Source organism: Pseudomonas sivasensis (assembly GCF_013778505.1).
Classification (GTDB): Bacteria; Pseudomonadota; Gammaproteobacteria; order Pseudomonadales; family Pseudomonadaceae; genus Aquipseudomonas; species Aquipseudomonas sivasensis.
Genome location: NZ_JAAOWU010000011.1, coordinates 41132 through 64799 on the forward strand (window position 1 = coordinate 41132; position 23668 = coordinate 64799).

Here is a 23668-nt window from a genome sequence, read left to right on the forward strand (position 1 = left end):
TCCAGTAGGAATACTGTCGAATGTGGGAGGGGGCTCGCCCCCGATTGCAGGCGACGCCGTATTACTGCCCGCTGCGCATCAACTCTTTAGGCACATATTTGCCGATTTCAAACTTGCCGATTGCAGCGCGGTGCACTTCGTCCGGGCCGTCGGCCAGGCGCAGTGTGCGTTGCATCGCGTACATGTAGGCCAGCGGGAAGTCGTTGGAGACGCCTGCGCCGCCGTGGATCTGGATCGCGCGGTCGATGACCTTCAGCGCTACGTTTGGCGCCACCACCTTGATTTGCGCAATCTCGCTTTTCGCCACTTTGTTGCCTGCGGTGTCCATCATGTACGCCGCTTTCAGGGTCAGCAGGCGCGCCATGTCGATCTCCATCCGTGAGTCGGCGATCTTGTCGATATTGCCGCCCAAGCGTGCCAATGGTTTACCGAACGCGGTACGGCTGACCGCGCGTTTGCACATCAACTCCAGCGCACGTTCGGCCATGCCGATGGAGCGCATGCAGTGGTGGATACGGCCTGGGCCAAGACGACCTTGGGCGATTTCAAAGCCGCGACCTTCTCCAAGCAGTACGTTCTCATAGGGCACACGCACGTTGTCGAACAGCACTTCGGCGTGGCCGTGAGGCGCGTCGTCGTAGCCGAACACCGGCAGCGGGCGCACGATTTTCACGCCGGGGGTGTCCACCGGCACCAGGATCATCGAGTGCTGCTGGTGGCGTGGCGCGTCGGGGTTGCTCAGGCCCATGAAGATCAGGATCTTGCAGCGCGGGTCGCAGGCGCCGGAGGTCCACCATTTCTTGCCATTGATCACCCACTCGTCGCCCTGGCGTTCGGCGCGGGCGGCCATGTTGGTGGCGTCCGACGAGGCGACGTCCGGTTCGGTCATGGCGAAGGCCGAGCGAATCTCGCCGCGCAACAGCGGTTCGAGCCAGCGTTGTTTCTGCTCTTCGTTGGCGTAGCGCACCAGTACTTCCATGTTGCCGGTATCCGGTGCCGAGCAGTTGAACGGCTCCGGGCCCAGCAGCGAACGGCCCATGATTTCGGCCAGCGGCGCATATTCGAGGTTGGTCAGGCCGGCGCCCAGTTCGGACTCGGGCAGGAACAGGTTCCACAGGCCTTCAGCTTTAGCCTTGGCTTTCAACTCTTCCATGATGGCGGTGGGCTGCCAGCGGTCGCCTTCGCTGACCTGGCGTTCGAACACCGGCTCGGCCGGGTAAACGTAAGCATCCATAAACGCGGTGACGCGTTCACGCAGTTCCTGAACCTTGGGCGAATAGGCGAAATCCATGAGCAGCTCCCTTCTTTGAGAGGTTGTTTAGGTCATGCAATCGATGCTAGAACAGCGCTCATAATTTACCTAGCCTATTCTCGGCGTGTATTAACATTCATCACCGATATATGATCGGCGTCTCAGCACGCAACAAATCGCCACCTAACAATAAGAGCGCAACCCAATGAATCTGAGCAAGGTCGACCTCAACCTCTTTATCGTCTTCGACGCGATCTACACCGAAGCCAACCTGACCCGCGCCGGTCAGATCGTCGGCATCACCCAGCCGGCGGTGTCCAACGCCCTGGCACGCCTGCGCGAGACCTTCAACGACCCGCTGTTTGTGCGCACCGCTCAGGGCATGGTGCCCACGCCGATGGCGCAGAACATCATCGGCCCGGTGCGCAATGCGCTGTCGTTGCTGCGAGTGTCGGTACAGGAAAGCCGTATCTTCAATCCGCAACAGGCGGCCAAGACCTACCGCATCAGCATGACCGACCTCACCGAAGCGGTGATTCTGCCGGCGCTGTTCCAGCGCCTGCGCCGTCTGGCGCCGACGGTAGTGATCGAAAGTTTCCTGTCCAAGCGCCGCGAAACCACCAAAGAACTGGCCGCCGGGCGCCTGGATTTTGCTGTGGATGCGCCGCTCAACACCGACCCGCAAGTGCGCCACGTCAAGCTGATGGAAGACCGCTACGTGTGCGCCATGCGCAAGGGCCACCCGATGGCGGGCAAGGACAAGCTGACCCTCGACGATTACCTGGGGCTGACCCATATCCACATCTCCAGCCGCCGCAACGGCCTGGGCCATGTCGACCTGGCCTTGGGCAAGATGGGCCTGCAACGCAAGATCGCCCTGCGCTCCCAGCATTACCTGATGGCCTCGCAAGTGCTGCAGCAGACCGACATGGTGATGACCGTGCCCGAACGCTTCGCAAGGCGCCATGAGTTGCACTGGGTCAACCTGCCGGTCAACGATGTGCCTGCGGTGGAAACGCACCTGTACTGGCACGAAAGCACCGACCAGGATCCGGCCAACCGCTGGATGCGTGAGCAGATGATCGAGTTGTGCCAGCAGGTTACGGCCCATGAGAAGAAGCTGGACAAACAACAAGCCTGAGGTTGAAGCGCGTTCCCTGTGGAGGGGGCTTGCCCCCTATGGTCAGCGAAGCTGGCCTTGACGTTTACGTCAACCTGCCATTAGCTTAGCGCCAGGACCTTCTTGAGCGCCGCCATGAGCATCACCTACAGCATCTCCGACCTCGCCCGCGAGCTCGACATCACCACTCGCGCCATACGCTTCTATGAAGAACAAGGCCTGCTGACCCCGGAGCGCCGGGGCCAGGAACGCATCTATTCGGCACGAGACAAGGTCAGCCTCAAGCTGATCCTGCGCGGCAAACGCATCGGTTTTTCCCTGGCCGAATGCCGCGAGCTCATCGAACTCTACGACCCCAGCAGCGGCAACCACATCCAGCTCAACAGCATGCTGGCCAAGATCGCAGAGCGCCGCGAGCAGCTTGAGCAACAGTTGCTGGATATCGAACAGATGAAACTGGAACTGGACACCGCCGAAGAGCGCTGCACCCAGGCCCTCGCGCACACCATGAGCCAGGCTGGCCATTGATCAGAAGGTAACTGCCATGTCCCACCCATCAAATCCACTCCCCTCCCATGTGCGCCTGGTCGAAGTCGGTCCGCGCGATGGGCTGCAGAACGAAGCCCAACCCATCAGCGTGGCCGACAAGGTGCAACTGGTGGACGCCCTCAGCTCGGCGGGTTTGAGCTACATCGAAGTTGGCAGTTTCGTCTCGCCCAAGTGGGTACCGCAGATGGCCGGTTCGGCCGAGGTATTTGCGCAGATCCAGCGTAAGCCCGGCGTGACCTATGGCGCACTGGCACCGAACCTGCGGGGTTTTGAGGCTGCGCTGGCGGCCGGGGTGAAAGAAGTCGCGGTGTTTGCGGCAGCGTCCGAGGCGTTTTCCCAACGCAATATCAACTGTTCCATCAGTGAAAGCCTGGAACGCTTTGCGCCGATCATGGCTGCAGCCCGGCAACATGGCATCAGCGTGCGCGGCTATGTGTCCTGCGTGTTGGGTTGTCCTTACGAAGGCGAGATTGCGCCAGAGCAAGTTGCCGCAGTCGCGCGGGAGTTGTATGCCATGGGCTGCTACGAGGTTTCCCTGGGCGACACCATCGGCACCGGCACGGCGGGCTCAACCCGGCGGCTGTTCGATGTCGTCGGTGTGCAGGTGCCACGGGACAAACTGGCGGGCCACTTCCATGACACCTACGGCCAGGCGGTCGCCAACATCTACGCCAGTCTGCTGGAGGGGATCAGTGTGTTCGACAGCTCTATCGCGGGCCTCGGCGGCTGCCCTTACGCCAAGGGCGCCAGCGGTAACGTTGCCACTGAAGACGTGGTCTACCTGCTCAACGGCCTGGGGATCGACACCGGCATCGACCTGCAAGCATTGATTGCCGCAGGCCTGCAAATCAGCCAGGTCCTGGGCCGCCCTACGGGTTCGCGGGTGGCCAAGGTCCGTAATGCCGTTTGAGTAGAGCAGCCGTGACAATGTGTTACCGCACGACTACACATCGAGTAACACGGGAACATATTTTGTCGAACTTTGCGTAAGCCAAATCCGAACAAAAAACTAACCAGCTGATTTTAAAGGGTTTTTAAAAGTTGGCACGGCTTCTGCTATCTCTATGGCATAACAAGAATAAAAAGCGCCAAACCTAATAAAAATAAGACGAAACGACTCTGACATAACAAAAACAACACGGCAGAGACGCAGCTAACAGATTTTTTTGGAGAAGATGTGCTTCGCAGGGTACGGCTCGCCGAAACCCGCAACCGGTTAGAGAAAAATAAAACTACCTCAGGTAGCTACCCACTGGTTGGATCGGTCACGAAGAAGCAGGTCAGCGCTCAAAAAAATACGTTTGCTCTTGACCCCGCATGGGGGTCGCTAAAAACAGCGGTAAAAGGGTCACGGCTACCAAAAACAACAACAGGCCGCCCTTCAATAATAAAAAAGAGCACGCAACGACAAATTAAAGGGGACCCTCGGGTCCCCTTTGTGCTTTCTGCACATGGCCTTTTCAGACCTCTGTCCCCTGCTCCGCGGCGGCGTTGTTGAGCACCGACCGCGTCAGTGTGCGCATGGCCTGTTCTTCTTGCTCCCACTGCGCCACGCGCAGCAGGTTGAACTGCTCGATATAGAACGCACTTTGCATCGAACCATCCACCAGAATCTCTTCCCTGGGCTTACCCAGCACAGTCATCAGGTTATCGACCAATTCGGTGTGTGTTGCCTGCCACTGCGCCCTGTCCGGCGCGCTATCCTCCAGCGCCTGCCAGTCCGAGACCGCTTCGAGCGCCTCGCCCCTGGCCCGGTTCAGCGCGGTACCGGGCGCCGTCAAAGCCTCAAGCTCCTGAGGGTAGCGAGTGCGCAAGTGCTGTTGCCAGAAACGCCGCTCGGCAAAAAACGCTGACTCATCCGCAACCATCCGCTCATTCGCGAGCACCTGCGTATAGGCCTGGTCGAGTGCTGCCGGGCTTACATTGGCTTGCTGGGGAAACAACATGCCGCGGGATTTGACGGGCAGGTCCAGCCGGTCCGCCAGACCGACCCGATAGGCCAGGATGACTTCGACCTGCTCGGTGAACCCAGGCCCTCGCGCCTCGACGTCCCGTTGCGCAAGGGTGTCCACCAGATGCAGGCGAAACAGTTTTTTCGCGGTGCTGATCAGTGCGCCCTCCGCGTGCGCATCCCCCGCTTGTGCCAGGGCCCTTGCGCCGATCAGTTCCCTTTCAAGGTTCATGAACTCCACCGTGGTGCCATCGCCACAGGTGACTCGATCATCTGCGGTGCTGAAGAGCGTTTCGCGGATGTCTTGACTTTGCTGTGCTGCTTCCAGCATGTCCCACACCCGCGCCGCCAGGGCTGCACGGGTGTTGGATGAGGCATATTCGGCGCTGCGTGTGGTGTCGGCCAGTACCGTGAAGAACGGCGCCGAGTCGGCACTGGCACTCAGGTCATCCCACAGGATCCCGCGCTCGGCCTGCAGCGCCGTCGGTGTATCGGCCAGCCAGAGTACCCGCGCTTCGTCAGCGGTGACATGGTCTGCCCATTGCGCCTGATTCACCGGAAACTCACCGGGAAGGCGCACCCGGGTAGCCTCCGAAAAGGGGTTGTCATGCACAGAGATCCGTTCCAGATGCTGGAACGCGTACTCCGGCAGTGTCGTGAGCCGATTGGTATGCAGGTCGATCCGCGCCAGTTGAGTCAGTTGCTCGACGCCCGCCGGGAAACGAGTGGTCCCGGTATCGCTCAGATACAGCTGGTTCAGACTGCGCATGTTGCGCACGTCGGCGGTCCATCCCAGGTTGCGATTGCCGGAGAGGTTTAGAATCTTGAGGCCATGCATGGCTTCCAGGCGCGCTCGGCTTTGCTCGGTCAGGCGAATATCGTTGCGGCTCAGGTTGAGCTTGGTCAGCCCAACGCCCGCATTGGCGAACTCCGGCAGTTGAGTGAGGTTGTTCTCACGCATGTCCAGCCAGCGCAAACCGCCGAAGGACTGCAGAAACGGCAGGGAGCTGTCCGACAGCCCCATGCGCCGTAAAGTCAGGCGGCCCACGTGGTCCATATTGGCGCTGAGCTGCGGAAGCTCGTCGATGACTTCACCAGACAGATCCAGGACATGCCCGATAGACGTGCCATCCGCCGCGAACGCCGTAGCCGACTCGCGCTGCCAGGCGTATCGCACGGTCGCGCTGACCCGACGCCTGGCGCTGCGGTAACCGGGCTCACCTTGTTGCTGCCAGGCGACCAATTCCCGGTCAAGCTGTGCGAACTCTTGTTCAAGCTGATTGAGCCTGGCCACCAGCGCCGCACTGCCACGGCCTTGCAACCCCAGCATCTCGACCACCGCCTCGATGGATTTCGACGGGTACAGCATCATTGCTTTCATCACGCACACCGAGGGCCATTGCTGCGCGCCGCCCACCGGGCTGAGCGGGTAGCCGATGCGCCCGTCGGCCAGGCGCATGGGCGACTTGAACCCCGGCTTGATCGCTTGCAGGCGCAGGGCTTGGCGGCTCGCCTGTTCGCTCAACGGCTGAGTGGTGATCTGTGCCTTCAAGGTCGGCGTCGATTCGCGTATTCGCGGCATGTCGAGGCCCTGATCCTCGGTGGCCACCAGCAGCGCGCTGTAGAACGCGTCTTTATCGGCACGATGGTACGAAGCCACTTGCGGTTCGCGGTACACCGCCCATTCCTTCATGCTGACGCGCACAAGGCGCCGCTGTCGCGGGGCGTCCGCACGGCCTATGCGGTCCAGCACCGGCCCGTCATAGGTGCCTGCACGCAACTCGATGCCGACACCGTCGAGGCGGCCGGGCAGCGCCGCCAGCTTGTGCAGCGCCAGGTGTACGCCATCCATGGTCAATTCACTGTCAAACAGCATGTCGGTATGCGCACGCATGACCCGTGCTTTTTGCAGGTAACAACGAGCCTCTTCGGCCAGACGCAGGGGCAACCGGGATGTGCTGTCCAGGTGCACCAACTCCTCGGGGCTGGCGTGGTTGGCCAGCTCCTCGGCGGCGAGCCGGGGCAGTCCGGGGAAGCTGTCCTGGATCAGCTGTGCATGAGTATTACTGGGCCTATCACCGGCCAAAACCTCCTCGCGGTACAGCTTGCCCTGGGTGTTCTTCGCCACCTCCAGCAACCGGTCACGGTACCTGAGTGCTCTCGCCTCGGGCGTACGCTGCGCGGGCATCATAAGCTGCGCCTTTGCCTCCAAGTCTTCTCGGCTTGCCGGCCGGGGAATGGGATCGCCTTCCTCGTCCGTCAGCCCACCAAAATCCAGGCGAGTACGGAGATCGTGCAGCACGGCCTCTTCGTCGAGCAGTTGACGGATTTCAGGCTCACTCAATTGTTTGAGAAAAGCTGGCAGCAACATGCCACTGTCGGTCTGCTCGGCATCAAGCTTCACCACCTGGCTGCGCGTCCTGACCCGGTCAGAACGCCAGGTCAGATTGCCTTCGGCATCAAAGATCACCAGCACCCTGGATTTTGGCCACAGGCCGTTGTCCACCAGCAATTTCAATTGCAAGGTCGCGTCGACCCGGCCGAACACCTGCGGATCATCGCTGCTCAACTGGTCGATAAACGCCTGGTGCTTGCCCGCCAACTCAAAGCGCCGCAGTGTTTCGCTGAATATCGGTGGCGGCAGTTGCTGCTCGACATAGATACGGCGCAGTTCATCATCGGACACCCCGCTGATCAGCCGAAGCTGCTCCAACTGGTCATCGCTCAGGCGCTCGACACGGGGGCCCATACGGCGCAACAAGGTTGTGCGATCCCAACTCAAAGGCTGTTCAAACTCGTGCACCCACGCGCCTTCGCCGTTATGCCGGATACGCGGTGCATAACGCGTGTCACCTTCGGGATGGATCAGTGTGAAGGCATTGCGGCCCCGTGCGGCCTGGACTTCATAGTGGCCGCCACCTGCAGCCGGCAAGTACAGGCGCCCCTCGTGGGGATAGAGTCCATCGGACTGCGGTACAAGACCGGCCGGCAATGTAACCTGATGCTTGTAGGCACCCGGGCTGAAGTCATACAGACGTGGTCGCCCACCCATCTGGACATGCACCAGCCGTCTGACCAATGCGGTGTCCTTCAATACCGTCAGCGCCTTGGGGACCGCCAGCCCCGCCACATTCAGCGCCACCGCCGAGAGATGCGCCCAGGCCTGGTGCGTGTCGCCGTCGGACCATGACTCAAGGCCCTCACACACCTCGCGAGCCATCTGTATCGCCCCCACTACCAGCATCACTTCACCGAGCACCGGCACCACGAACGCCGCCAGATTAAGAATATCCAGGGCCTTGCTGCCCCAGGACCAGAGCCAGGCATTGTAGGTTCGCGTAGTGATGTCGTCGGTCGAGACCGCGCCGGCACTGGCGTTGTTCATGATCGAACGCACGCGCTGCAGCGCGCTGTCGTACCACACGTCTTTCCAGACCTTGCCGTAGTCCCCCTGGCGCTGGACCGGCGTCCTTTTGCTTGCATCAAAATCATCGCTGAAGCTGTACCCCTCTTCAGGGTCAAGCAACATTTTAAGCTTGGCAAAAAAATCATTCTGCTCGGCCAGTGGCACAAATTGGCTGAAGAACGTGCGGTACTTCGCGCGGCACAGGCGCAGGGTCAGTGCTTCGGTGAAAGCGCCCACGTTGTCATAGGCCTTTAGCGGATAAAGCGGATCGCCGGGTATGTAAACCATGCACGGCCGAGGCACGATCTCGGAGTTGACCAGGTACTGCTCCATCACCCGCGGGCCGATGATCAGGATGCTGTCCAGCTCCAGCCCCAGCAGCCGAAATCGACAGAACGCGACATCATCACCCGCCCATTTGCGTCCAACCGGGTCGATCAGGATCTGTTTGATCAGCGCATGCTGAGACGGGTCGATATCCGCCTTCATCAAGGCGATCTCAGCGGCCAGTTCCAGTTGGTTTCGATGGCTGGTGATCAGCGTGCTGTAGAGCTTTCCGGGCGGCGCGTCTGGCACCGCGTTTATGTGCGCATTGATCGTGGTACGCACGTGTTCGAAGTATGACTTGCCCAGGTCAAGCTCCCGGCACAACTGGGCAAAACGATAGGCGTCAATGTCCAGTTTTTGCGCCTGGACACTCCACACAGAATGAATGACGCGTACGCGGTAGCTGTGAAAGTTGTAACAGGTGATCAGGTGGCAATCACCGCACACCGGTGCGGTGGCCTCACTCGCAGTGAAGTTATTCAGCGCCGCTTCAAGCAGGCTCAGGCCTTTATAGAAATAAAACTCGGGCGCCAGTGCATGCTCGCTGTCGGGTTCCAACTCAGCGGGTCCGGGGTTGCATGTGGTGTTCGCCATCTTGCGCGCATAGAACACCTGGCGAACGTCCAGGCGTTTACCGAACGTTTTCTCGATGGCGGCAACCAGTAATGGCTCGGCGTAGTCCGCCGGATTTTGCAGCGAACCAAGCAACTGATCGAGCTGGTTCAGCGAGCGCCGACTGCGCTCGTGAACCTTCTTGAGCCGCTCCTTGGCTGGCGCTTGCGCCTGTTTGTACCAATCCGGAATACGCAGGCCCACGGCGGTCAGTTCGGTTTTACGCGCGTCTACTGCATCGGTGTACCACCCGGGCGTGTTGTCGCGGATTACCGTGACGTGAGGGCCCTGATCCTCCTCAATGTCAGGTGTGGCTGGGTCTGTCATGTGCATCGCCTTCAGATAGCGGAATATCCCGCCACTCTAGGCAATGGGCCCCATACCGAAGCGGTAGCCATGCACCGCGTTTCAGGCGTCGCCCTGCAGCTCCTGGAGACTGATTTCGCGCATCCTGAACTTCTGGATCTTACCCGTCACCGTCATCGGGAACTCCTCCACAAACTTGAAATGCCGAGGCGTCTTGAAGTGCGCTATGCGGTCCTTGCACCACGCCTGCAACTCCAGCGCATTGGCCACATGGCCAGGGTGGAACTTGATCCAGGCGACAATTTCTTCGCCGTAGCGCGCATCGGGAATGCCGATGATCTGCACGTCAGCCACTGCCGGATGGGTGAAGAAGAACTCTTCCAGCTCCCGCGGGTACACGTTTTCGCCGCCGCGAATGATCATGTCCTTGTTGCGCCCGGCAATGCACACGTAACCGTGTTCATCCATGCTGGCCAGGTCGCCGGTGTGCATCCAACCGGCGTCGTCAATGGCCTCTCGGGTGCCTTCGGGGTTGTTCCAGTAGCCGAGCATCACGCTGTAGCCACGGGTGCACAGTTCGCCGATCTGGCCGCGTGCAACGGTGTTGCCCGCCTCGTCGATGATCTTGTTTTCCAGTTGCGGCTGGGTGCGACCGACAGTGGTCACGCGGCGTTCCAGGTCGTCATTGGCGCCGGTCTGCAGCGACACCGGGCTGGTTTCGGTCATGCCGTAGGCAATCTGTACTTCGCCCATGTGCAGTTCGCTGATGACCCGGCGCATCACTTCAATGGGGCACGTGGCGCCGGCCATGATGCCGGTGCGCAGGGTGGACAGGTCAAAGTCGGCGCGGCCCGGATGATCGAGCATGGCGATGAACATGGTGGGCACGCCATACAAGCCGGTGGCGCGCTCTTCGGCGACGGCGGTGAGGGTCAGCAGCGGGTCAAAGCCATCATTGGGGTAGATCATGGTGGTGCCGTGAGTGATGCAGCCCAGGTTGCCCATCACCATGCCGAAACAGTGGTACAGCGGCACCGGGATCACCAGACGATCCTGCGCGGTGAGGCCCAGGCTTTCGCCGACCATGTAACCATTATTGAGTATGTTGTGATGACTGAGGGTGGCGCCTTTGGGGAAACCGGTGGTGCCGGAGGTGTATTGAATGTTGACCGGTTGATCGAAGTGCAGGCTGGCCTGGCGCGCGTGAAGTTGCTCGGGCGCAACGCCGGCGCCGAGGTTCGCCAGTTGCGACCAAGGCATAAACCCCGCGGGCGGCTCGGGGTGAAGGCTGATCAGGCCGCGCAGGTCGGGGTTCAGTTCCTGCAACATAGCGTGGTAATCGGAGGTCTTGAACGAACCGGCACACACCAGCCATTGGCAGCCGGATTGCTTGAGCACGTAGGCAAGCTCGCTGCTGCGATACGCGGGGTTGATGTTGACCAGGATCACTCCGAGCTTGGCGCTGGCGATCTGGCTGATGCACCACTCCGCGCAATTGGGCGCCCAGATGCCCAGGCGATCGCCGGTCTGCATGCCCAATGCGAGGAACGCGCGGGCATGCAGTTCAACCGTCTCGGCCAATTGCTGCCAGGTATAACGACGTTGCTGATGAAGCACTACCAGCGCTTCGCCCTGAGGGTATTGCGCGACGGTGCGATCGAAGGCCTGGCCAATGGTCATGGCCAACAAGGCCTTGTCCTGAGCGCCACGGCTATAGCTCGGCTGCGGTTGATCCATAACGACCCCTGTTGTCTTTTTTGTAGGTTGACGTAAACGTAAACTACGATTGACAGCACCACAACGCAAGCTTACGTTAACGTAAAGGTGAGCGCCCTCCTCTGATGAGCCCTCCATACAACAACAACGCTGATATTTAAGGTGCCTGTCCATGAGTTACCCGTCCCTGAACTTCGCCCTCGGTGAAACCATCGACATGCTGCGCGACCAGGTGCAGTCCTTCGTGGCCAAGGAGATCGCGCCTCGCGCGGCTCAGATCGACAGTGACAACCTGTTCCCCGCCGACCTGTGGCGCAAGTTCGGTGACATGGGCCTGCTGGGCATTACCGTGGCCGAAGAATACGGCGGCGCCGGCCTGGGTTACCTGGCCCATGTGGTGGCCATGGAGGAGATCAGCCGTGGTTCGGCGTCTGTAGCGCTGTCCTACGGCGCACACTCGAACCTGTGCGTGAACCAGATCAACCGCAACGGTAATCACGAACAGAAACTCAAATACCTGCCCCAACTGATCAGTGGCGAACACGTCGGCGCTCTGGCCATGAGCGAGCCGAACGCCGGGTCCGATGTGGTCTCTATGAAACTGCGCGCCGACAAGCGCGGCGACCGCTACGTGCTCAACGGCAGCAAGACTTGGATCACCAATGGTCCCGACGCCAACACCTACGTGATCTATGCCAAGACCGACCTGGAAAAAGGCCCTCACGGCATCACTGCGTTTATCGTCGAGCGCGACTGGAAGGGTTTCAGCCGCAGCAGCAAATTCGACAAGCTGGGTATGCGCGGCTCCAACACCTGCGAACTGTTTTTCGATGACGTCGAAGTGCCCGAGGAAAACATCCTCGGGGTGCTCAACGGCGGCGTAAAAGTACTGATGAGCGGCCTCGATTACGAGCGTGTGGTGCTGTCCGGCGGCCCTACCGGGATCATGCAGGCCTGCATGGACCTGATCGTTCCCTACATCCACGACCGCAAGCAGTTCGGCCAGAGCATCGGCGAATTCCAGCTGATCCAGGGCAAGGTCGCCGACATGTACACCCAACTCAACGCCAGCCGCGCCTACCTCTACGCCGTGGCCCAGGCCTGCGAGCGCGGCGAAACCACGCGAAAGGACGCGGCCGGGGTGATCCTCTACAGCGCCGAACGCGCCACGCAAATGGCCCTGGACGCGATCCAGATTCTCGGCGGCAACGGCTACATCAATGAATTCCCCGCCGGCCGCCTGCTGCGCGACGCCAAACTGTATGAAATCGGCGCCGGCACCAGTGAGATTCGGCGGATGCTGATCGGTCGTGAACTCTTCAACGAAACTCGCTGAAGGAGCGCCCCATGGCCACCTTGCACACTCAACTCAACCCGCGTTCGGCGGAGTTTGCCGTCAACAGCGCGGCGATGCGCCAACAGGTCGACGCCCTGCACACCTTGCTCGCCCATGTGCAACAAGGCGGCGGCGCCAAGGCGCAGGAGCGGCACACCTCACGTGGCAAATTGCTGCCCCGTGAGCGCATCAATCGCCTGCTCGATCCGGGCTCGCCGTTCCTTGAACTCAGCCAATTGGCCGCCCATCAGGTGTACGGCGAAGACGTGCCTGCAGCCGGGGTAATCGCCGGGATCGGTCGCGTGGAAGGCGTCGAATGCATGATCGTCGCCAACGACGCAACGGTGAAAGGCGGTTCGTATTACCCACTGACCGTGAAAAAGCACCTGCGCGCCCAGACCATCGCCGAGCAGAACCGCCTGCCGTGTATCTACCTGGTGGACTCCGGCGGCGCCAACCTGCCGCGCCAGGATGAAGTATTCCCCGACCGCGAGCACTTCGGGCGGATCTTCTTCAACCAGGCCAATATGAGCGCCCAAGGCATCCCACAGATTGCGGTAGTGATGGGCTCGTGCACAGCCGGTGGCGCCTATGTCCCCGCCATGGCGGACGAAGCGATCATGGTGCGCCAGCAGGCCACCATCTTCCTTGCCGGCCCACCGCTGGTAAAAGCCGCCACGGGTGAAGTGGTCAGCGCTGAAGACCTCGGTGGGGCCGATGTGCACTGCAAGATATCCGGCGTGGCCGACCAATATGCCGACAGCGACGAACACGCCCTGGCCCTGGCCCGACGCAGTGTGGCCAACCTCAATTGGCGCAAGCAGGGCCAGTTGGTGCAACGCGCGCCAGTGGCGCCGTTGTACAGCAGCGATGAGCTGTACGGCGTGATCCCGGCGGATGCCAAGCAGCCATTCGATGTGCGCGAAGTGATCACACGGTTGGTGGACGGTTCGGTGTTCGATGAATTCAAGGCGCTGTTCGGCACAACACTGGTGTGCGGTTTTGCGCACTTGCACGGCTACCCGATTGCGATCCTGGCCAACAACGGGATTCTGTTTGCCGAGGCGGCGCAAAAAGGCGCGCACTTTATCGAATTGGCCTGCCAGCGCGGGATTCCACTGCTGTTTTTGCAGAACATCACCGGCTTTATGGTCGGCCAGAAATACGAAGCCGGCGGCATCGCGAAGCATGGCGCCAAGCTGGTCACCGCCGTGGCCTGCGCCAAGGTGCCGAAGTTCACGGTGATCATCGGCGGCAGTTTCGGCGCCGGTAACTACGGCATGTGCGGCCGCGCCTACGACCCGCGTTTTTTGTGGATGTGGCCCAACGCACGCATCGGGGTCATGGGCGCCGAGCAGGCCGCCGGCGTGTTGGTGCAGGTCAAGCGTGAGCAGGCCGAGCGTGCGGGCAATGCATTCAGTGCTGAAGAAGAGGCCGCGATCAAGCAGCCGATCCTCGATCAGTACGAAACCCAGGGCCACCCCTACTACTCCAGCGCGCGCCTGTGGGACGACGGTGTCATCGATCCGCAGCAGACCCGCGAGATGCTCGCCCTTGCGCTGTCCGCCTCCCTGAACGCCCCTATCGAGCCGAGCCGCTTCGGCGTGTTCCGCATGTAATCGGAGCTGTACCCATGAGCGATTTCAACACCCTCGAACTGATCACCGACAGCCGTGGCTTCGCCACCCTGTGGCTCAGTCGTGAAGCCAAGAACAACGCGTTCAATGCCGAAATGATCCGCGAATTGATCATTGCTCTCGACCAGGTGCAAGGCGATCCATCCCTGCGTTTTTTGCTGCTGCGCGGGCGCGGCAAGCACTTCAGTGCCGGCGCGGACCTGGCCTGGATGCAGCAGTCGGCCGAGTTGGATTACCACACCAACCTCGACGACGCCCGCGAACTGGCAGAGCTGATGTACAACCTGGCCAAGCTGAAAATCCCAACCTTGGCCGTGGTGCAAGGCGCAGCCTACGGTGGCGCCCTCGGGTTGATCAGTTGCTGCGACATGGCGATCGGCGCCGATGACGCGCAGTTCTGCCTGTCGGAAGTGCGCATTGGCCTGGCGCCGGCGGTGATCAGTCCGTTCGTGGTGCAGGCCATCGGCGAACGCGCGGCGCGCCGGTATGCTCTGACGGCCGAACGCTTTGGTGGCCAACGTGCGCGAGACATCGGTTTGCTAGCCGAAAGCTACCCGGCCGGTGAGCTGGATACCCAGGTCGAGCAGTGGATTGCCAACCTGTTGCAAAACAGCCCGGCAGCGATGCGCGCGAGTAAAGATTTGCTGCGTGAAGTGGGCAACGGCGCTCTCACCCCAGCACTGCGCCGCTACTGCGAAAACGCAATTGCACGGATTCGCGTCAGTGCCGAGGGGCAGGAAGGATTGAGGGCGTTCCTGCAAAAAAGGTCACCGAGCTGGCAATCCCAGGAGCCGCGCCCATGAGTACACTGACGACCCTGCTGGTAGCCAACCGAGGTGAGATTGCCTGCCGGGTGATGCGCACCGCCAAAGCAATGGGCCTGACAACCGTGGCCGTGCACAGCGCCATCGACCGCGATGCGCGGCACAGTCGCGAGGCGGATATTCGCGTGGACCTGGGCGGCAGCAAGGCCACGGAAAGTTACCTGCAAATCGATAAGATCATCGCGGCCGCCCACGCCAGCGGTGCCCAAGGGATTCATCCGGGCTACGGCTTTTTATCGGAAAACGCCGGTTTTGCCCGGGCGATTGAAGCCGCCGGCCTGATCTTCCTCGGCCCGCCCGCCTCGGCCATCGACGCCATGGGTAGCAAATCCGCCGCCAAGGCGCTGATGGAAACCGCTGGTGTGCCGTTGGTGCCGGGTTATCACGGCGAAGCCCAAGACCTGGAAACCTTCCGCGCCGCCTGCGAACGTATTGGTTATCCGGTGCTGCTAAAAGCCACAGCGGGCGGCGGTGGCAAGGGCATGAAGGTGGTTGAGCACGTCGACCAACTCGCCGAAGCATTGGCCTCCGCCCAGCGTGAAGCACTGTCGTCGTTTGGCAACGGCCAGATGCTGGTGGAGAAATACCTGCTCAAGCCGCGCCATGTGGAGATCCAGGTATTTGCCGATCAACAGGGGCACTGCCTCTACCTCAATGAACGCGATTGCTCGATCCAGCGTCGGCACCAGAAGGTCGTCGAGGAAGCGCCAGCGCCGGGGCTGAGTGTTGAACAGCGCAAAGCCATGGGCGAAGCCGCCGTGCGTGCCGCCCAGGCCATCGGCTACGTTGGCGCCGGTACCGTGGAGTTTTTGCTGGATGCGCGCGGCGAGTTCTTCTTTATGGAAATGAACACGCGGCTGCAAGTAGAACACCCGGTGACCGAGGCCATCACCGGCCTGGATCTGGTGGCTTGGCAGATTCGTGTCGCCCAGGGCGAAGCGCTGCCGATCAGCCAGGAACAGGTGCCACTGATCGGCCATGCGATTGAAGTGCGCTTGTATGCCGAGGACCCGGCCAATGACTTCTTGCCCGCCACTGGGCACTTGGCGCTGTACCGCGAATCCGCGTCGGGCCCGGGGCGTCGGGTGGACAGCGGCGTTGGGCAAGGGGACAGCGTTTCGCCGTTCTACGACCCGATGCTCGGCAAGTTGATTGCCTGGGGCGAGGACCGTGAGCAGGCACGTCTGCGATTGCTGGGTATGCTCGATGAGTTTGCCGTCGGCGGGATCAAGACCAACCTGGGCTTCCTGCGGCGCATCATTGGCCATCCCGCATTTGCGGCGGCCGAACTGGATACCGGATTTATTCCGCGTTATCAGGATGAGTTGCTGCCCGTGCCCGGTGAGTTGAGCGATGAGTTCTGGCAGGCGGCGGGTTCGGCGTTTATGCAGAGCTTGCCGGCGGGTGAAGGGCCTTGGGCGGACACCCGTGGGTTTCGTGCCGGGCTACCCGCCGAGGTTTCCCTGCACTTGAGCTGTAATGGGCAGGATCGCCGAGTGACAGTGGGCGAAGATGTTCCGCGACTGTGCGGGGAGCGCCTGCTGATCGACCATCACGGCGTGCGTCATTCACATCTGGCAGTACGTCGCGAGGGCACCCTGTTCTTGCGTTGGGATGGCGAGATGCATGGCGTGAGCCTGTTCGACCCAATTGCCGCCGTCGAGGCCAACCAGTCTCATCAAGGTGGCCTTACAGCGCCGATGAACGGCAGCATTGTGCGAGTGCTGGTGGAAGTCGGCCAAGCGGTTGAAGCCGGTACGCAATTGGTGGTGCTCGAAGCGATGAAGATGGAGCACAGCATCCGCGCGCCCAAGGCCGGAGTGGTCAAGGCGCTGTTCTGCCAGGAAGGCGAAATGGTTGCCGAAGGTTGCGCGCTGGTGGAACTCGAAACCGCTGATTAGAACTTCGCCGTGGCCTGCACGACGACGCCAAGGATGCGGCAATCCTTGGTGAACAGCCGTTTCGGGTAGGTAGGGTTGAGCGGCACCAGGTAGAGCTCGCCGCTCTCTTCCATCAACTGGCGGAAGGTCGCCTGGGGGCTGTCTGCCCATTGGGCGACCACCAGCCTGCCGGGTTGTGCGGCGATTGCGGGATCCACCAGAATCATCATGCCCGCAGCGATGCTCAGGCCACTAAGCGCAGTCATGGCGTCCCCCGTCACGGGCAGCCAAAAGGCATCTCCGTGGGCATGGTAGTCCGACAGCTCGAAGCCCGCGGCGCCATAAGCGGGGCGCTCTTCGCGCACTTCGCACAGGCCCCTCCACTCGCTGACCGGGTAGCGAAAATACGGTGTGTACTGTTTAGCCTGAATGGGGACTTCGTCGGTTTTCTCACGCACCTCCTGCACCACTTCCAGGTAGCCCAGCCCCAACTCTTCCAGGACCCGGTTCATGTCTGCCAGGCTCGGCACGCGCCGCTTGTTGAGCCAATGGCCCACACCGCCCTGGGACATGCCCAAGCGTTCAGCCAGCTCACCCTGTGTGACCTTGCGGTCTTTCATGTTGGCCTTGACCAACGCTATCCAGTTATCCATGGCGCCAGACAATACGGCAGGTATTTTTCAGGGCAATAAACAGTTTGTAGTAATCCATAAAACGACATAAATACGATACGTACTATTATCAGGCTCAAGGTTTTCGACACCCACACAGAGTACCGCCCCTTATGACAACGAGCCCGTATCTCCTGCCTGAAGCCACCAAGAGTGACGACGTTTACAACCTGCGCAGCAGCGGTGCTGCCCAGAGGGCGCTGGACTTTTACTTGAAAGAAAATATGTCAGCACCCGTCCCGGACGAAGGTTTTTTCACACTCAAACCGGGCATCAGTCAGGAAGAAGCGCTGGTGCACGCCTCAGAGCTGTTGCGCAGCGCCGCCGCTACGGCCTATGAATCGGCGAGCAGCCATCAAGGCAATCAGCGCGACCTGGCGTTTTCAGTGGTGTATTTGATTGATATGGCGAAGGCGATGATAGAGCGGTCGCTGCAGGCATCGGAGGCTCAGACGAACGCGTAAGAGGCGCGAAGGAAAATATTTCTATCACAGGGATAAAAACATTTGACTTGCAAATGATAATGATTATTATTGGGCTCAGCTGATCGCGAGATCAGTCGATAAACCAAGGGACCTTAGGTCGGACTCTTGGAATATCTCCTCATCAGGCTAATCACGGTTTTTGACCCGGCTCTTTGGCCGGGTCTTTTTTTTGCCAGTTTCCCTGGCGTGGCTTCAGGCTAATGAAGACTGTGTGTTGCTCGATGGCGCGCATGGTAGCAAAAGACCATCGCCAAAAGAAAGTCAGTCGGGCGCTCTGGCTCAGATCTCTGCGAAATAGCGCTTGAGAATCAATCTCATAGATTTTAAGCTGCGGCAGCGTCACGGATGACGCCCCCCTTCTCGCAACAATTTTGCGTCCAGTCTTTACCAGACTCCTGTGTAATATAGTCGTCACAACACTCATATTCAGGCAACCAGACTATGACCGTGGCCTTGACTTCCATCAAGATCAGCACCGACTTCGACAGTGGCAATATCCAAGTACTCGACGCCAGCGATGCATACCATTTGTTGCTGGCAATTCGACCCGATACCCGCAGCCACCATTTCCAATGGTTCCACTTCAAGGCCGAAGGCATGCACGTGGGCCACACCCACACCTTTCGCCTGAGCAACGCGGGTGGCTCCTCGTATAAGCACGCCTGGAGCGGCTACCACGCTGTCGCGTCTTATGATCACGTCAACTGGTTCCGAGTACCAACGCGCTTCGACGGAGAGATCCTGCACATCAGCCTCGAAACCCGCGAGAAACATGCCTGGTTCGCCTACTTTGAGCCCTACAGCCGTGAACGCCATGATCGGCTGATAGAGCTGGCGCTGAAATACGCCGGCACTCAACTGCTGGCGACCGGTAAAAGCGTCGAAGGCCGCGATATCCAACTGCTGCGCCGTGGCAAAGGCGGCGAAGGCCGTCGCAACATCTGGATCATCGCCCAGCAGCACCCCGGCGAACACATGGCCGAATGGTTCATGGAAGGCATCATCGAGCGCCTGCAACAGGACGGCGATGCCGAGATGAAAAAACTCCTGGCCGTTGCCGACCTGTACCTCGTGCCGAACATGAACCCCGACGGTGCCTTCCACGGTCACTTGCGCACCAACGCCATGGGGCAGGACCTCAATCGTGCCTGGCAAAGCGCCAGCCAGGAGATCAGTCCAGAAGTACTGTTCGTGCAGCAACAGATGGAAGAGTACGGTGTGGACCTGTTCCTCGATATCCACGGTGACGAAGAAATCCCCTACGTGTTCACCGCCGCCTGCGAAGGCAACCCGGGCTATACCCCGCGTATCGAAGCGCTGGAAAAACACTTCCGCCGCCACTTGAGCGCGCTGACCCGAGACTTCCAGACCACACATGGCTACACCCGCGACTTGCCGGGCGAAGCCAATATGACCCTGGCGTGCAATGCAGTCGGCGAAAAATACGACTGCCTGTCCCTGACCCTGGAAATGCCATTCAAGGACAACGACGACGCCCCCAACCCGAAAACCGGTTGGTCGGGTGAGCGGTCCAAGCAATTGGGCAAGGATGTGTTGAGTACCGTGGCCGATATCGTCACGGTCCTGCGCTAACGCCCCTGCCCTCAGCCGGCATCAGTCCCTGGTGCCGGTCATGCTCTGCAACACCCCGTCACGCCGAATCAGTCCATGGAACAACGCCGCCGCCAAGTGCACCAGCACCGTGAAAAACAGCAGGTAAGCCAGATACCCATGGGCCTTGCGCAGCAGCGCAAACAGCGGCGCGTTAGCCGCCACGAGCGCCGGCAACTGCACCGAACTGCTGAGCATTACCGGATCACCTGCCGCCGAGATCATCGCCCAGCCCAGCAGCGGCAATACCAGCATCAACCCATACAGCACCAGATGGGATGCCTTGGCCGCCAGCACTTGCCACTGCGGTAAGTCAGACGGTAACGGCGGCTGACGGGTGGAAAAACGCACCACCAATCGCACGATCACCAACGCCAGGATCGCAATCCCCAGCGGCTTGTGCAGGTGGATCAACCACTCATGCCGCTCCGACACCGACGCCGCCAGCCCCGCGCCGATAAACAACATGGCGATGACCATCAGCGCCATCAACCAGTGCAGCAGACGTGCCAGGGGCGCAAAAAACCGAGGGTGGGCATTCATGGTTTCGACTCCTGAGGGGCACTGTGCAACGGGCCGACTTCACCGGCACGGCGCAGGTACGAACTGGCATACGCCGCCGAGCGGGCGGCCAGCAGCGGATCATTTGAGGCTTCGATGCCGCTGGGCAGAATCAGCGGGTCAAAGTTGATGTCGCGGCAATCACCGTCGGCCTGGGGTTGGCTGCTTTGCAGCACCAGGGTGCCGGCGTTCAACACTTTGTGCTCGCCGGTCCAGCTCTTGCTCGCATCGTCGAGTGGGTCGCCGGGGTTGGCCAGGGTGATGTTCAACTGCCAACGCAATGGCCCTGACGCCAGGCGCTGCGCCAAGTCTTTCTCAAGGAAGTCAGCACCGGCCGGCGCAGTATCCCCCGCCGCGTCCTGGCTCTGCGGCACCACGCCCCAGCGCACGGCCTGGCGCTTGCCATCGGCGCTCACCAGGTAAAACGCGTTGATGCCGTTATAGGTTTCGGTGGCGTAACTGGCCGATGGCTTGGCGGTCTTGACCCACGCCAAAAACGGCGCCGTCTCGGGATGCGCGGCAAAAAACGCCGGCATATTCGCCGGGTTCGGCTTGCCGGTGGCCGGATCGGGCGCACCCGCTTTGAGCATCTGGTAGAACGCCTCGGGCGTGCCTACCGGGAACACAGGCATGCTGTTCATACCCGTGCGCCATTGCTGGCCGTTGGATTGGTTGAACTGCACGGCGAAGCTGCGGATCGGCACACTGCTGTCCGGTGCATATGGGTTACCACTGGGCAACGCAAACCGGCCGACCAGGGGCGTCTTGGCCTCGCTGAACACCTGGGCACTGGAGTACGCACGGGCTTCGGGGCTGCTCTCAAAATACCCGGCCACGCACACGCCCTTGGCATGGTTACGGCGAAAACCAGGGTGCACGCCGTTGTTCGTTTCCAGGGCATTGACCAAGGTTTTCGGCCGCAGCCGCTGTGGGTCGAGCGTGCCGTTGACGTAGGCAAATGCCCCAGCAACGACAGCAACTACGGCCCCAATACCGGCGAGTCGCGCAATCAGGCTCGCAGTGCTCAACGCAGGACGGGGCGGTGATGAGTGATCTACCATGAACAAACTCCAGGGCCAGAGGCCTTAGGGGGTGAAACTTAAGGTCGGAGCATTGAGACGAATGCCGATCTGCTCTATTCCCTGGCCGTGGATTTATTTTTCCTAGCCTGGAATAACCCTTAACGCCGGACGTCTCTCTAGTCCCAGCGTAGTGACCAGCCAGACACCCATGCATGAACTCGACGAACAGTTACGTGAACTCATCCCCAGGCTGCGGCGTTTTGCCGTGTCCTTGACCCGTAACGCCAGCAGCGCCGATGACCTGGTGCAGTCCACCCTGGAACGGGCGATTACCCGCTGGGCCGACAAACGCGTTGAGGGCGATCTGCGCGCGTGGCTGTTTTCGATCCTCTATCGGCAGTTCCTCGACGCCCACCGCCGCACCCGGCGCTATGCACGCATGCTGGAGTTTTTTACCGGCCGCGATGACGCGCAGCCGTCGGTGGAGCGCACCGTGATCGCCCAGTCGACCCTGCAAGCCTTCGATCAACTCAACACCGAACAGCGCGCCCTGCTGTTATGGGTGTCGGTCGAAGGTCTGAGCTACAAGGACGTCGCCGACATCCTTGACGTGCCAGTCGGCACCGTGATGTCGCGCCTGTCCCGGGCACGCCAAGCCTTGCGTCAACTCAGCGATGGCGAAATTGCCAGCCCTTCCCTGCGGATACTCAAATGATCAGCCTGCCCCCCAGCGAACGCGACCTGCATGCCTACGTCGACCACCAGCTCCTGGAGAGTGATCGCCGTGTGCTCGACACCTATTTGGCGGCCCATCCCGACGTCGCGGCCCGGGTCCAGGCTTGGCAACAGGACGCGCAACTGCTGCGCGCGTCCTTGAGCGGCGCCCTGCAACAGCCGCCCAACCCGGCACTGGACCCGGCGCTGATTCGCCAACGCATCAAGCATCAATCGCGCCGCCACTTCGCCACGGCGGCGGTGTTGCTGATTGCCGTCAGCCTGGGCGGCCTCGGCGGCTGGCACGCCCGTGAAGCCACACAAGCACCGATGTTGCCGATGGCCGACGCGATGCAAGCGTTCCGCCTGTTTGCCCAGGAAGGCATCATGCCCGCCGACTACAACGGCCAGGACAGCGGCACCATGCAGGCGTGGCTCGACCGCTACTTCAACCAGGCCCACCGCCTGCCGGACTTGAGTCAGTCGGGCTTCAAGCCGGTCAGCGGTCGATTGCTCACCACCGACCAAGGCGCCGCCGCCATGGTGCTGTACGAAGATCCCCAGGGTCGACGCATCAGTTTCTACATTCGCCCACCGGGCCCGGACAACGGTTTCCTGCCCCGCGGCCAGCGCACGGCGGATGGATTACAAGCGCAATACTGGTCCGGCGGCGGCTACAACTATGCGGTGGTCAGCCCGACGGATCAGCCGCCACCCTCCCTTCAGCCGTTCTAGAACCCCACGTCCAGCACCACATTGTCGAGATAGGTGCCAGCGGGTGGGGTGGTCTGGTCGCTGTAGATTTTTGCGTTGTAGTTGAACACCTGGCTGCCAGTGCCCAAGCCATTGCCGGGGTTGACCTCAGCCGTGGAACTGGCCCGCCGCGCTGCGCCAACACTGCCCCACCGCGTGGTGCCGGCGCTTTTGAAAATGTCGTAGGCCAGGTAATTGCTGCCTGAAATCATGCGCCGCCGCCCACCCGCACTCAGCGGATTCTGGCCGTCGCTCAGGCCCACGGTGTAGGCACTGCCCTTGGTGCAGGCGATGTTGATGGTCTGTCCGGTCACGGCAGTGAACCCACTGATCACCGGAGCACTGCCAAAGCTGATATTGGGCGCGGTGATCTGACAGTCGTTGGTGACGATCATGCTGACCGTCAGGGTCGCGACGGCATTACCAATGTCCCGTCCCAGGCAGACGCCGCCGATGCCGATCCCCGAGCAATAGTTCCAGTTCCAGGCAATGTTCAACGTCTCGGTATATAGCCCCGCCGCCACATTGCTGCCCGTGATACTGCTCAGGTACAGCGGCACGGTTTTCGTCCCTGGCCCTGCGATCAGCCCCAACGCCTGGGCAATCCCCCCGGATCCACCAAAATCGAATTGCGTGCCTCGGGTAATCGGATAACTGCTGCTGTTGTTGCCGTAAAGGGTGTAACCGATCACGTCACCGGTCGGCCCGACCATGCCACTCTGGGCCGACGTAACGGTGGCGTAGAAGTGGTCCGACGACACCAACAGCGAAATCAGCGCCGACGTGCAACTCAAACCGGCGTTGGCCGTGGAACTGGTCTGCGCGGCAGTGCGCACCGTCATTGAACTGATCGAGCCGAAGCTGGCCGGCGCGGTGGTGACCACCGAGCACGCCGCCATCGCCGGGCCCGCCTGCAGCAGCCCGAGCAGCAACCA

At 61.0% G+C, this 23668-nt stretch carries 19 protein-coding genes; 11 read left to right on the forward strand and 8 right to left on the reverse strand.

Going from position 1 to position 23668, the window contains the following annotated elements; genetic code table 11:
• Window positions 1-61: 61 nt before the first annotated feature.
• Complete coding sequence (locus G9Q84_RS18365; protein ID WP_032889822.1) at window positions 62-1291, reverse strand: acyl-CoA dehydrogenase; 1230 nt, start codon at window positions 1289-1291, stop codon at window positions 62-64.
• 166 nt (window positions 1292-1457) lie between these two features.
• Here G9Q84_RS18365 and G9Q84_RS18370 point away from each other — a divergent pair, with 166 nt between their 5' ends.
• From G9Q84_RS18370 to G9Q84_RS18380, 3 genes are all read left to right on the forward strand, one after another.
• Window positions 1458-2393 carry a LysR family transcriptional regulator gene (locus G9Q84_RS18370; RefSeq protein ID WP_181643830.1) on the forward strand — a complete coding sequence of 312 codons (936 nt, stop codon included), beginning with the start codon at window positions 1458-1460 and terminating at the stop codon, window positions 2391-2393.
• Between the two features lie 114 nt (window positions 2394-2507).
• Window positions 2508-2900 carry a MerR family transcriptional regulator gene (locus G9Q84_RS18375; RefSeq protein ID WP_032889825.1) on the forward strand — a complete coding sequence of 131 codons (393 nt, stop codon included), beginning with the start codon at window positions 2508-2510 and terminating at the stop codon, window positions 2898-2900.
• A 16-nt stretch (window positions 2901-2916) separates the two neighbouring features.
• Entirely contained in the window at window positions 2917-3831 is a 915-nt protein-coding gene (locus G9Q84_RS18380; protein ID WP_181643831.1) for a hydroxymethylglutaryl-CoA lyase, read from the forward strand.
• A 550-nt stretch (window positions 3832-4381) separates the two neighbouring features.
• Here the strand turns inward: G9Q84_RS18380 and G9Q84_RS18385 are convergent.
• Entirely contained in the window at window positions 4382-9544 is a 5163-nt protein-coding gene (locus tag G9Q84_RS18385; RefSeq protein ID WP_181643832.1) for an NEL-type E3 ubiquitin ligase domain-containing protein, read from the reverse strand.
• An 81-nt stretch (window positions 9545-9625) separates the two neighbouring features.
• Window positions 9626-11260 carry an AMP-binding protein gene (locus tag G9Q84_RS18390; protein WP_122765500.1) on the reverse strand — a complete coding sequence of 545 codons (1635 nt, stop codon included), beginning with the start codon at window positions 11258-11260 and terminating at the stop codon, window positions 9626-9628.
• Between the two features lie 151 nt (window positions 11261-11411).
• Here G9Q84_RS18390 and G9Q84_RS18395 point away from each other — a divergent pair, with 151 nt between their 5' ends.
• Genes G9Q84_RS18395 through G9Q84_RS18410 form a run of 4 tightly spaced genes read left to right on the forward strand, consistent with a single transcriptional unit; the run spans window position 11412 to window position 16937 of the window.
• Window positions 11412-12575: an isovaleryl-CoA dehydrogenase gene (locus G9Q84_RS18395; protein WP_032889830.1), complete on the forward strand. Its 1164-nt coding sequence runs from the start codon at window positions 11412-11414 to the stop codon at window positions 12573-12575.
• An 11-nt stretch (window positions 12576-12586) separates the two neighbouring features.
• Window positions 12587-14194 carry a carboxyl transferase domain-containing protein gene (locus G9Q84_RS18400; protein WP_181643833.1) on the forward strand — a complete coding sequence of 536 codons (1608 nt, stop codon included), beginning with the start codon at window positions 12587-12589 and terminating at the stop codon, window positions 14192-14194.
• Between the two features lie 14 nt (window positions 14195-14208).
• Complete coding sequence (locus tag G9Q84_RS18405) at window positions 14209-15015, forward strand: gamma-carboxygeranoyl-CoA hydratase (RefSeq protein ID WP_181643834.1); 807 nt, start codon at window positions 14209-14211, stop codon at window positions 15013-15015.
• Window positions 15012-16937 carry an acetyl/propionyl/methylcrotonyl-CoA carboxylase subunit alpha gene (locus G9Q84_RS18410; protein ID WP_181643835.1) on the forward strand — a complete coding sequence of 642 codons (1926 nt, stop codon included), beginning with the start codon at window positions 15012-15014 and terminating at the stop codon, window positions 16935-16937. Before G9Q84_RS18405 ends, G9Q84_RS18410 begins: the two co-directional genes overlap by 4 nt.
• On the opposite strand, the gene G9Q84_RS18415 is transcribed toward G9Q84_RS18410, so the two are convergent.
• Window positions 16934-17569: a LexA family protein gene (locus G9Q84_RS18415; RefSeq protein WP_095184402.1), complete on the reverse strand. Its 636-nt coding sequence runs from the start codon at window positions 17567-17569 to the stop codon at window positions 16934-16936. The two genes, G9Q84_RS18410 and G9Q84_RS18415, sit on opposite strands and share 4 nt — an antisense overlap.
• Window positions 17570-17700: 131 nt before the next feature.
• On the opposite strand from G9Q84_RS18415, the gene G9Q84_RS18420 reads away from it, so the two are divergent.
• A complete protein-coding gene (locus G9Q84_RS18420; protein WP_032889839.1) occupies window positions 17701-18051 on the forward strand; it encodes a DUF6124 family protein in 351 nt (116 codons plus the stop codon).
• A gap of 151 nt (window positions 18052-18202) precedes the next feature.
• Here the strand turns inward: G9Q84_RS18420 and G9Q84_RS18425 are convergent, their stop codons facing one another.
• On the reverse strand, window positions 18203-18415 hold the full coding sequence (locus G9Q84_RS18425; protein WP_179178769.1) for a hypothetical protein: 213 nt from the start codon (window positions 18413-18415) through the stop codon (window positions 18203-18205).
• Between the two features lie 98 nt (window positions 18416-18513).
• Here G9Q84_RS18425 and G9Q84_RS18430 point away from each other — a divergent pair, with 98 nt between their 5' ends.
• The gene (locus G9Q84_RS18430) at window positions 18514-19665 is read left to right on the forward strand and encodes a M14 family metallopeptidase (RefSeq protein ID WP_032889844.1); all 1152 of its coding nucleotides are present in this window, start codon (window positions 18514-18516) and stop codon (window positions 19663-19665) included.
• 21 nt (window positions 19666-19686) lie between these two features.
• Here the strand turns inward: G9Q84_RS18430 and G9Q84_RS18435 are convergent, their stop codons facing one another.
• Window positions 19687-20226 carry a cytochrome b gene (locus G9Q84_RS18435; RefSeq protein ID WP_032889846.1) on the reverse strand — a complete coding sequence of 180 codons (540 nt, stop codon included), beginning with the start codon at window positions 20224-20226 and terminating at the stop codon, window positions 19687-19689.
• Window positions 20223-21305, reverse strand: coding sequence for a catalase family peroxidase (locus G9Q84_RS18440; protein WP_122765504.1), 1083 nt, complete (start codon window positions 21303-21305; stop codon window positions 20223-20225). The genes G9Q84_RS18435 and G9Q84_RS18440 overlap by 4 nt, the downstream gene beginning before the upstream one ends.
• 169 nt (window positions 21306-21474) lie before the next feature.
• On the opposite strand from G9Q84_RS18440, the gene G9Q84_RS18445 reads away from it, so the two are divergent.
• Both G9Q84_RS18445 and G9Q84_RS18450 read left to right on the forward strand, forming a co-directional pair.
• Entirely contained in the window at window positions 21475-21981 is a 507-nt protein-coding gene (locus G9Q84_RS18445) for a sigma-70 family RNA polymerase sigma factor (protein WP_032889850.1), read from the forward strand.
• Window positions 21978-22715 (forward strand): anti-sigma factor family protein, encoded by a 738-nt coding sequence (locus G9Q84_RS18450; RefSeq protein WP_095184398.1) that lies wholly within the window; start codon window positions 21978-21980, stop codon window positions 22713-22715. The genes G9Q84_RS18445 and G9Q84_RS18450 overlap by 4 nt, the downstream gene beginning before the upstream one ends.
• On the opposite strand, the gene G9Q84_RS18455 is transcribed toward G9Q84_RS18450, so the two are convergent.
• Complete coding sequence (locus tag G9Q84_RS18455; protein WP_050442866.1) at window positions 22712-23632, reverse strand: Csu type fimbrial protein; 921 nt, start codon at window positions 23630-23632, stop codon at window positions 22712-22714. The two genes, G9Q84_RS18450 and G9Q84_RS18455, sit on opposite strands and share 4 nt — an antisense overlap.
• Between the last annotated feature and the right edge of the window lie 36 nt (window positions 23633-23668).